7 protein-coding genes are annotated in these 11,009 nt (G+C 50.6%); all 7 read right to left on the bottom strand.

The genetic code is table 11. From position 1 onward, the window contains the following. Window positions 1-79 precede the first annotated feature (79 nt). Complete coding sequence (locus E3J62_07860) at window positions 80-367, bottom strand: GIY-YIG nuclease family protein (protein ID TET45325.1); 288 nt, start codon at window positions 365-367, stop codon at window positions 80-82. Window positions 368-652: 285 nt separating this feature from the next. Then, window positions 653-2,632, bottom strand: a complete 1,980-nt coding sequence (locus tag E3J62_07855; protein ID TET45324.1) for a diguanylate cyclase — start codon at window positions 2,630-2,632, stop codon at window positions 653-655. After that, window positions 2,629-3,984, bottom strand: a complete 1,356-nt coding sequence (locus E3J62_07850) for a sigma-54-dependent Fis family transcriptional regulator (protein TET45323.1) — start codon at window positions 3,982-3,984, stop codon at window positions 2,629-2,631. Before E3J62_07850 ends, E3J62_07855 begins: the two co-directional genes overlap by 4 nt. A gap of 11 nt (window positions 3,985-3,995) precedes the next feature. Continuing rightward, window positions 3,996-5,960, bottom strand: coding sequence for a PAS domain-containing protein (locus tag E3J62_07845; protein ID TET45322.1), 1,965 nt, complete (start codon window positions 5,958-5,960; stop codon window positions 3,996-3,998). 185 nt (window positions 5,961-6,145) lie between these two features. Then, on the bottom strand, window positions 6,146-6,499 hold the full coding sequence (locus E3J62_07840; GenBank protein ID TET45321.1) for a YlbF family regulator: 354 nt from the start codon (window positions 6,497-6,499) through the stop codon (window positions 6,146-6,148). A 1,008-nt stretch (window positions 6,500-7,507) separates the two neighbouring features. Beyond that, on the bottom strand, window positions 7,508-9,682 hold the full coding sequence (locus E3J62_07835) for a VWA domain-containing protein (protein ID TET45320.1): 2,175 nt from the start codon (window positions 9,680-9,682) through the stop codon (window positions 7,508-7,510). Between the two features lie 204 nt (window positions 9,683-9,886). Next, window positions 9,887-11,005, bottom strand: coding sequence for a hypothetical protein (locus E3J62_07830; GenBank protein TET45319.1), 1,119 nt, complete (start codon window positions 11,003-11,005; stop codon window positions 9,887-9,889). Between the last annotated feature and the right edge of the window lie 4 nt (window positions 11,006-11,009).

Genomic DNA, 11,009 nt, shown 5'->3' with positions numbered 1-11,009 from the left:
GTGGATTGCTTCGTCGGTTCCCTCCTCGCAATGACAAGGGAGGGCGTCATTGCGAGCGACCAAAGGTCGCGAAGCAATCTCACAGGTCATAGTACAGATCCCGCCACTCCTTGTTCACGCTTTCAATCAAGGCGATTTTCCTCTTCCTCGAACCGCCCTTAATCCGCTTTTCTCTTGTAATGGCATCAAGCACATTTCCAAAAACCTCGTTGTAGACCAATTTGATGATGTTGTATTTCCTCGTAAAACCCTTTACCAATCCCTGTTTGTGCTCCCATACTCTTTTCTTCAGGTCGCTAGTTATTCCCGTATAAAACACGGTGTGATGCTTGTTCGTCATTATGTAGACAGAATACTGTTTGTGCATTTCATATCACATTTAGATTGCTTCGCCTGCCCCGTTTCTCGCGAAGCGAGATACACGGGGTCGCCCTAACGGGCTCATCGCAATGACAACCTTCTTTCATATGCTTGATCTCAAAATGTATGTCAAAAAGCAAATCTGTCATTGCGAGCCAAAAAGGTCCGGCTTTTCAAGAGAAAAGACGAGACATTTTTGGTCCTTCGTCGGCACAAGCCGGCGGAGGACAATCGAAACGAGCCTAAGCAATCTCACAGGTCAATGACAATCCTTTTGCCATGCTTCATCTCCCTAATGTTTTTCATTTTGACTTGAATGTTTTTCCACAAGTTTGCATATCGACATCGCAGCCATCTCTCTCACACTCTCAAATCTATCCTTCAGCAAGACCCGGAGCGTCTCCAGAGCTTCAGGAACTCCCAGCTCTCCCAGAGCCCAGGCGGCATTGCGCTTCACGGTCGCCCTTCCATCTTTCATCGCAAGACGGAGCGGCCCCAGAGCCCTTTTGTCACCAATCTTTCCCAGGGCAACAGCTGCGGCAGACCTGACATAGTCTCTGGGATCACGCAAGAGCCCAACCACAGGCCCCACAGCCTCCAGGTGTCCAATGGCTCCCAGAGCCATGGCGCAGGTCCTAAGCACATATCCGTTCTTGCTACCCAAATGGTTCAGGAGCAGGTCAGCAACGTGACTCTTGTCCACCTGAACAAGGCCACTCTTGCCAATAAGATAGATGGAGTATGCTGCTCGCCACACACAGTCTAAATCATGGCTCTCCAGCACCTGACACAAAACATCCACGCACCTGACATCTGGAATGTAGCCGAGAGCCTCCGCCGCCGCTTTGGTCACAGGACTCGGCCCCTCTTTCAGGCAGCGAACCAGCTCTGGATAAGCAGCAGAACCTCCCAATGCACCCAGAGCCTTGACCGCAGATATCCTCACGTCTACTGAGCGATCCCGGGTCGCTTCTGCCAGATGAGGCATGGCCGAGTGAATCCCCAGGCGTCCGATAGATGTCAGAGCCGCGCATCTCACATGCCTTGAAACATCCGATCCCGCTCTTAACAGAGGTTCAAGCGCACTCCCATCCCCCATTTCGCCTAGGGCCTCAGCAGCTCTCATTCTCACATGGGCTGAAGTATCACTTAACGCCGCCATGAGTTCACCAGTACTTTCTCTGTCCGCTATTCTTCCAAGCGAGTATGCTGCTGATTTCCTCAACTTCTCATCCGGAGACTGTCTGAGCATCAGTTTCAGGCAATCAACAGTTTCGCCTAGGTGGAGTTCGCCTGCAGCTTCTATGACTGCTCTTCTGTAGGATGTGGGAATTGAGTCATTCACAATCAGGCTACCCAATAAGATCTCCGTATCGGTCCCCTTGTCACTCCCTTCGGAACTAAGGAACACAGAACCCTCTGTGCACGTCGCCTCGTACTTCGCCTTCCTCTTCAAGCTTGTCAGTTGCTGAGACATTTCCCTGCTGGTGCTCGCCTCTTTGCCACAGCGTAAAGAGGCAATAGAAATGGACATGAGCGGGAATTTCTTCCTCCTCCCTTCTCTGTCAAAGGAGACGATGCCGCCTCTCGACCGGTCGATCTCTGTATAGAACCCTCGAACCAACCGGTCAAATTCCAACGCCAGCCACCTCATGACAGAGCCCGGCTCGCGGCCGCTCACCACAACGAAGTCATCGCCACCTATATGCCCAGAAAAGGAATCCTCAGTATCAAACCTGGAAAGACCATCTACGATGGCAGACGAAAGGGCTTTTATGACCAGATCTCCCTTCTCAAAGCCATAGGCATCATTGAATGGTTTGAAGTTGTTTATGTCAATGTACGACACATAGAATACAGCCCCTGAATCGAACCTCGACTCTATCTCCATCTCTGTGCTGGAAGCACCCGGCAGTCCTGTCAGTGGTGAAACTGACCTTTCAATCAGTATTCTCTTTCTGAGGGCTTGTAATTGGGCTGCTACAAATTGCGGAGATGCTGGAGATTTGATTACCAGGTCTGCTCCATCCGGCCATGTTCCTACCTGTTCCATCACCGCGATGACTGGTACAAATCTTGTTGACGGGTCCTTTCTGAGCCTTCTGAGATCATTGTCAGAAGGATCAATGGCAACTATGATATCTGCGTCAGAATCTGTGGAGGGACTGTATCCAAGGGCTGCAATAGCCCTGAGGTAGGGCTCAAGTAACTTCTTATCTCCTAATCCTAATACCTTGCACGGTGAGGGCTTATGCCCAGCCCTCTCTCTCAACTATCCATCTTCCTCCTGTCCTTTGTTAATCCATACTTCTTCAGTTTTGCTGCCAGGGTATTCCTGTGAATCTTGAGAATCTCGGCCGCCTTGCCAATGTTCCACCCGACCTTACACAGGACTCGTTCCAGATGCTCCTTTTCGACGGCCTCCATGGATAGATCGTCTGTCTTCACGGCCTTTGCCACAGGAAAAGGGAGATCCAAATTCTCAATCGTGTCTCCCCTGGATAGGACAACCGCTCTTTCGATCGCGTTCTCCAACTCTCTCACGTTGCCGGGCCAGTCATACATCAAAAGGGAATCCTTGGCACTTCGCGCAAACCCCTTTATCTCCTTGCCCGACTCGGATGCAAAGTGTTTGATAAAGTGGTCGGCAAGCGACATGATGTCTTCACGCCTGTCGCGCAGCGGCGGAATCTCAATAGAAACTACATTGAGCCTGTAGTAGAGGTCCTCTCTGAACTCCCCTTCGGATATTTTCTCCTTGAGCGGCCTGTTTGTGGCTGCCACCACTCTCACATCCACCTTGAGGGTCTTGTCACTTCCCAATCTCATGATCTCGTGTTCCTGAAGAACCCTCAGCAATTTCGCCTGAATAGTAGGCGGGATGTCTCCTATCTCATCCAGGAAAAGAGTTCCACCATCAGCCAGTTCAAATCTTCCACGTCTCATACGGTCCAGGCCCGTGTATGCACCTTTTTCTGCCCCAAAGAGTTCCGCCTCAAGAAGGGTTTCGGGCAGCGCAGCGCATGCGACAGGCACAAATCTTTCTTTATTCCTGTCGCTCGCATAGTGTATTGCTCTTGCTACCACCTCTTTGCCCGTTCCGCTCTCGCCGGTCAGGAGCACAGTAGCCTTCGACCTGGCAACCCTGGCAACTGTACTGAGCACCTCCTTCATTCCGTTCGACTCTGCAATCACTTTTTCGAAACCGACTCTCGCTTCCAGCTCCTGTTTCAGGTAGATGTTCTCGACAATCAATCTCTGTTTCTCCACAGTCCTCCCAAGAACTATCTTCAACTCAGCCAGATCAATCGGCTTGGTCAGGTACTCATGTGCCCCTTGTTTCATCGCTGAGACTGCTGTATCCACGCTCGCAAATGCCGTCATGATGATTCCCGCAAGTTCCGGGTTCTTTTCACGCAGGCTTCTGAGAGTGGCCACTCCATCCATCCCTGGCATCTTCAAATCAATCAGGGCAATCTCAAACCCCTGAGAGGAAGCGAGTTCCACAGCCTCCTCGCCTGATGCTGCTGAGGTGACATCATACCCTTCTTTTTCAAGAAAACCCTGAAGAAGGTCTCTCTGCACTTTCTCATCATCTACTATGAGCACACGCGGGCCAGACAATTTATCCTCCTCTACACGCTTCCCTCAAAGGGCGGGACATTCAGCCATATGGTGAAGACCGTGCCTTTGCCCGGAGTGGAGTCGACATCAATTCTACCTCCGTGGTCTGCTACCACCCTCTGGGCTATGGAAAGGCCAAGGCCAGTACCGCGCTCTTTTGTGGTGAAATACGGTTGAAAAACCTTTCTCATCTTTTCCTTACTCATCCCCTTGCCCGTGTCTTCTATCCGCAGGGCCACCATGTCACCATCAACTCTTGTGGATAGGCTCACAGATCCTCCCTTACCTGCAGCTTCCATGCCGTTCCTCAGTATGTTTATCACAGCTTTCTTCAACTCGTCAGGGTCAAGCATCAATTCAGGTATGTCTCCGAGCAAGGCGTTTATCTCCACAGAAAGAGGGCCGGCCTCCCCTTCTGCCAGGGCCACGGTCTCGGTAACCAGTCTGTTTAAATCGGATCTCTGGAGGTTCAATTCCGAAGGTCTCGCCAGACTCAGGAACTGACTGACAATCCCGTCCAGCCTTTTCACCTCCTGTCTGAGTATTCGGGAGAAGTTCTTTGCACTCTCCATCCCTTCCTTTACAGCATATTCTTCTTCCAGGCGCTGCGCAGCCATGGATATCGCATTCAAGGGGTTCCTCACCTCGTGGGCGACTGATGCTGCAGTGTCCCCCAGCAAAGAAAGCCGTTCACTCTGCTTCATCTCCTGTTCCATTTTCCTTATTGCGGTAACGTCTCTCAATAGTGCCGTTCCGCCTGATACTTTTTCTTCGCTATCATACAGTGGCGAAATGCTTATTGAAACTGTTGAGCCAAGGATTTCAGTCTCGAACTCACCTCCAGTCTCTTTTCCTGACAGCAATTCCTTAAGCCGGAGAGGATCATCAGGAAAAACCTCATCGTAGGGTCTGAGCAGGACAGACGAGTTCACTTTCAGTATCTGGTGAGCTGCCCGATTCAGCACCGTCACTCTTCCCTGGCTGTCAACTGCAACCACCCCGGTTTCCATACTCTCAAGAACCGCTGTGGTAAAGGACCTTATTTCAGTGTAGGATTTGTTGACCACCTCAAAAGTCTGATTCAATGCGAGGAGTGTGAAAACGACAATGCCAATCAGGAACAGAACACCACTCACAACAATTGTCTGCCGCCGCGAACCTCTCATCACAGCATTGTAGCCGTCGAGCGAAAGTCCAGCCCTGAATATGCCGTAGGGTTTTTCTTCAAAGAAGAAAGGCTTCACGACCTCCAGAACTTTGACTCCTTGAAAGTCGTATTGCCTGCTTGTTGCCGTGGTTGACAAAAGCGCCTCTTTTAGAAAGGGATCGCGCTCAATCTTTTTCATCCTGTCGATGTTCTTTGAGGCAAAAATGATCCCCTGTCCCGGGTCCTGCAACAACAGGTAAACCAGCCCTTCTTTCTCACTGAGGCTGTCTATCAGACTGCCAATACTGATGTCTTTCTTGAAGTACTCAATGTAGGAGGCATCGACGGCACAGACAATGATTCCCTGGCCATGCCTTCTGGCCATGGCGAATGCGTACTCCCCGCCCCTCTCCCCCAGAAAGACCTCCTTACCTCTGGGAACAGTGGTGCTGTCAACAGAGAGAACATTTTCATGCTCTCCACTGGAAGCTATCAGATTCCCTCCCCCGTCATAAATGTCCACATAGGCGAGACCTCTGGCTACGGCTATGTCAAAAAGTGTCATTCTGCCTCTGTCAGCATACCTATCAACCACACGGCAATCGTCAAGCAGTTTGTCGGCCACAAAACCCAGGATAGCAGTCTCAGCTTTCAGGCTGTTCTGGCTACTCATAATCAGACTTTCTACCAGGGCTGCTCCATCTGCTTCCATCACCTCGAGTATGTTTCTGGAGGTGCGCCTCGTCTCGAAGTATGCCCCCAGCAGCATGAGCAGAGCCAGAGCAGCCGTGACTGCCGCGATGTGCTTGGGACTGACAAGCCTTTTCATGTGATTCGAAACCTCTGTGCTGAGCTCCTCATCTCACCAAGATTTGCCTGGGATGGTCAAACATCATAGAGCCGAACTTGACACCGAGCCTGGTGCCGCAGACACTATTTCTCACATCTATGTATTTTCGGAGATCTTGCTGGATCAGAGTATCGATTTAGAGACAAATGGTAAACTCGAGAAAACTAAGAACTCTCACTGGGCGCACTCTCATCTTTCAGCGCTTCATTCATTGCGTCGTTCACCCTTTTCATGAGCGCAAAGTACGCCTTCTCGGCCTCGAGAAATTCAGCGTAGACAGCGTTGGCCTGGGCTTTGTCCTTTAACTCCTTCAGGTTCCTCTTCTCTTCCACCTCAACCGGTATCGCCTTCTCCATCTTCTTGTTCAACGACCTTTCTTTTTCAGCCACCGAGTTGATGAGCGACTTCAGTTCCTCATCATTCTCCAGGGAATCGGATGCCTTTCCAAATTTCTTGTATTCCGGTGACTCCTTCAGCATCCTGCCCAGCGTCCTTGCACTCTCTTCTATCTCTCCCACGCCTAGTCCTTTTTCTCCTGTTTTCTTCTCTCCTCCCAGGCCCGCCTGTCATCCGGAGTGATCTTCCCCTCTTTCAAGAGCTTGCGGAATTCCTCCTCGGACAGATACCTCCTCCTTTGACCTTTTCTCCTATCTTCCTTCTGTTTCCTGCCGGGTTCCCGTTCCGCCATCTTCCCTCCTTTCTCTCACTGGTGAATCTTAGCCTTCCTGACTTGCCCTGTCAATCAAATTCCCCGCACACCTTCTCCTCTCCACGGAATTACCAATTACAAACTGCGAATTACCAATTTCGAATCATGAGGGGCTTGCCTCGCACCAAGTCCCAAGAAGTAAATCCTTGTCTCAAGATAGACGGACCTACGATCCGAAAACTGAACGCAGGGAACCAAAAAGGTCGGGCTTTTCGAGAGAAAAGACGAGGCATTTTTGGTCCTTCGTCGGCACAAGCCGGCGGAGGACAATCGAAACGAGCCTAGGCAATCTCACAGGTCGTAGTAGAGATCCTATCACCTTTTGTGCATTTCATATCACATTTAGATTGCTTCTTCGCCCTAACGGGCTCATCGCAATGACAGAAGGGGGGTGTCCTTCGTTATAGGTGGACTGCTTCGCCTGCCCCCGTTTCTCGCGGAGTGAGATACACCGGGAGCTTGTCGAAGGGTCGCTCACCCTCATCGCAATGACAAGGGAGGGTGTCATTGCGAGCGGCCAAAGGTCGCGAAGCAATCTCACAGGTCGTAGTAGAGATCCTATCACCTTTTGTGCATTTCATATCACATTTAGATTGCTTCTTCGCCCCGTTTCTCGCGAAGCGAGATACATGGGGTCGCCCTGCTACTCCTCCGTCGGCTGTGCCGACGAAGGATCAAAAATACCTCGTCTTTTCTCTGGAAAAGCCGGGCCTTTTTGAATCGCAATGACAGGAGGTTTTGTCGCGGCGAGTGTTAGTAAGGCGGGGCGGTTCACGAACCGCCCCTACAAACAACTGTCTTGGCCAGCCGAACAAACTTAGTCAAACAGCTCCGTCAGCTCTGATTGGCTGAACTCTTCTTTGCCGCTGTCTGCGATTTGAATCTGTTGATTGCCTATGTTGAACTGCACATTTTGACCGAGAGAAAGATAAGATCCAACGGAAGGGTCGTTCCTTAGCAGTTGGAAGTAAGCCTTGCTGAACCTTTTTACTTTGACTACAGGCATCTTCGAGTCACCAGTTGTTTCAACCCACTTCCCATTCTGGTTGAAGAAAGCTCTATTGCCAACCTGAACCACATTCTCGAATTTCCGCTCCACTCCCCGGTCATCATAGTAAGTGTTAGCAGGAACCTGAGCGGACTTCTTCATTCTCTTTGCGTTGACAGACTGGTTTACAGCCCAACCACCAACTGCTTCATCGGCAGCCTCGAGCTTTCTCTCAGCCTCTTCGCGCAGCGAGGGAAGCGCCACAGTCACATCTTTGTCCACAAGAAAGGACGTGTATTCGGTGAGGATTCCGAACCTCTTGCTCAACCTGACAATCTCTTCAACGAGTTCTTGGCTCTTTCCATGTGCTTTTATCTCCTCGATGAGGTGCCCGATCCTGCGCGACGCCCACAATAGAGGAATGAAGTCGTTTTCCTTGTCCTTTCGTTCAAACGCAAGGGTATATGAAAACCTCTTTGTCTTCCCTTCCATTTTTCCTTCCAGCACAATTCTCGCATTGCCCGAGTTCCTGTAACGGCCTGTCAGAACAAGCTGGCTCCCCTTGAACAGATCTGGAATCTTGCGCGGGTACACATCTGAAACACCCGCTGAGCCATAATGGATTTCGATGTCGGTCAAGACCGGATTCATGATCTTTGAGTAGAGCGAAGAGACTTTGACTTCTATGTCTTCGTTGGGTCTCACGTATTCGGAAGAACCTTTGCTTTCGTTCGCCAGCCTGTCCAGCAGTCTTGTGTTAACGTCATACCCAACACCAAACGTGAAGGCTCTCGCGCCTTTGGAGTTACGTTCAGCGACTCTTCTCACAATCTCGTTCACGTCCGTAATCCCAACCGTGGGAAGTCCATCGGTGAGAAACAGAAGCATCTTGGGTCTTGACCCGGACTCAAGCATGTCGAGCCCAGACACGAGCGCGCCGTGAATGTCGGTTCCCCCGCTCGCGCTCAACCCTTTGACAAACTCTTTGGCGTTTTCCACATTCTTTCTGGAGGCTCGAAGAAGGGTTGTAGAAAACTCCTTCACGACGTCATTGAATGTTATGAGAGCAAATCTATCCTTCTCATTGAGGGAGCTCAGGCAAAACGCGAGTGACGATCTGGCCTGTTCAATCTTTTTGCCGCTCATGCTGCCTGACCTGTCAAACACAAAAACGACATCCTTGGGCAAGACCTTCTGGTCAATGGACCAGTCGTTCGGCGAAACAAGAAGGAGAAAATAACCGTCCCCTCTCCACTCCTTATAGCTTAACAGGCTGACACCCATCTGCTCCTTTGACAGTCTATAGTAGATTACGAAGTCCTTATCAGGCTTCACATTCTTTTCTATGTAGGTGACCACTGCCTTAGTCGGGCCTGACCTCTCAATCTGTATCTGGTGTGTCGGTGAATAGATGCTCAGTATGGGAACTCTGGAGGTGATCGTAACCTTGACCCTCACGTCGTTAAGGGGGTCGGCTGAGAATTTCTCTGTGTTCAGCGAATATCGATACGAACAGAGGTTGGTGTCTTTTCTTATCAGTTCAGTATACACGAGCCCCACTCTCTTCTCGCCGTAGGCGGGAATGGGATAGACCCTGGCCTTGAACATATCCCTGCCTGCATACTCTAAGAGCGCAGGGTCTTTCTGCCTTCTGACTATATCTTCATATACCCTGAGTGCGCTCTCTTTGTCCAGAAGGCGAGCGTCAATCTTCTCGCCCCCAACGTACATGGAGAAATCATTTATGGCGGCCCCGGGAGGAATTGGAAATATGTATATCCCTTCCAGTTCGCTGCCGAAGTTGTTCTTGAACACCTGGTCGACTTCCGTGCGGGCCACCTGATTGTTTATTGTAACGTCGACGTGGTGGTATTTTATCGATAACGGTGGCGGAATCCGCTTGCTAATCGGCCTAACAGGTATAATTATTCCGTCAGCATAGGCACTGCAAGCCAGAAGAACCGCAAAAAGAACCAAACATGGGCTGAGCTTTTTCGATAACATTTGAAACCTCCTTTTTTGACATTCAGTCCTTATACACACGGGAGGAGGTACTTATTCCCATACTTCGCACTTGGCCCCAATGTACACCACTTGAAACCACGAGATTACACGAGATTAACACAGAAAAACATTCATCTTATGACAAAACAAGAAATGAGAAATCTTGTGGAAATCTGTGATAATCTGTGGTCAAAGGGTTCAACGCTAACCCTTAAGGTAGGATTTCAGCTCTTCTGACCTCTCCTTGAAATCCGATGGCATCTTTTCTTTGATGAGTCCTGAGCATTCTTTGATTGCAGATAAAGCCTTGGTCGCATCAGACCTGGACTTCGTTCTTCTGGCAATCAGATAGAGGTTCTCTGTATACAGGCCGCAGGCAGGGCGGATGAGGCGGCTCTCGGGATACTGACTGATGTAATCCTTCCAGATGCTTGCCGCCATTTCTAGAGTTTCGATACTTGCGGTGGTATCCGGGCCGGCGGTTATCATATTCATCTGGTATTGAGCAGCGGAAGCAAGGTCCGTGCCGGGGCTATCCTTCAGCACACGGGCATAGTCATCCATGGCAGAAGAATAATCGCCATCAAGTTGGGCAACGTTCGCCTGAGCATACCTTGTGGCTGGTGTCAATTCTGGGCTGCCCTTTTTGTCAGCCTTCCGTGAAAGTCTCAATCCATCCGGCCTGTACGCACGTACCGGGGTCTCGGCGGGAGCCTCAACGGCCCGGTCCTTCGCCACGGATTCGAACCTCTTTGCCCGAACACCGACCAGCCCAGCGGCCGGCGGTTCTGCTCCGCGTTCTTCCTTCTCTAATGCCCCAGCAATTGAACTCCCATTTGCCACTTTCTCTTCTGCCCTCGAGGTCAGTTTTGCTGTCGAGGTGACCTCATCGGCCGCTTCAAGCAAGGGGGCCTCAGGAGCGAGCTCAGACACAACCGGTATGGGTGTCAGTTTTGGCATGGGTACTATGATTTCCCTCTGCCCATAGAGAAACCCGATACCAAAGGCCATAAGAACGACGATGGCAGTCGTGCCAATACGGATTCTTGCTAATCTGACCTCAAGCCTGCCGATCCGCACTGGAGCTTTCCCCTCGGAGCGGATTCTCGCTCTCAGTTTTTGAGGAAAAAACTCAAAATAACCCTCTGCAGGCATTTCTGGCTTTGCAGAACGCACAGATTTGTCGAGCGCGTGGAAGCTCTCAAGATATCTGGTACATGCCTCACATTGGTTGATGTGCTCCCGTAACATCTCAGTTGACGAAAGGTCCAGCTCGCCATCCATGTAGGCTGAAAGGAGTTTTCTTACCTGTGAGTGATCCAATTGC

The organism is candidate division TA06 bacterium, from assembly GCA_004376575.1.
Taxonomy (GTDB): domain Bacteria; phylum Hydrothermota; class DG-26; order E44-bin18; family E44-bin18; genus E44-bin18.
Note: the sequence above shows the minus strand (reverse complement) of the source record. Positions and strands in the feature narration are given on the sequence as shown.

Bases quoted from the DNA above. Each gene is read 5' to 3' on its own strand.
- E3J62_07845 (TET45322.1), bottom strand. From the start codon at position 5,960: ATGAAAAGGCTTGTCAGTCCCAAGCACATCGCGGCAGTCACGGCTGCT.
- E3J62_07860 (TET45325.1), bottom strand. From the start codon at position 367: ATGCACAAACAGTATTCTGTCTACATAATGACGAACAAGCATCACACC.
- E3J62_07835 (TET45320.1), bottom strand. From the start codon at position 9,682: ATGTTATCGAAAAAGCTCAGCCCATGTTTGGTTCTTTTTGCGGTTCTT.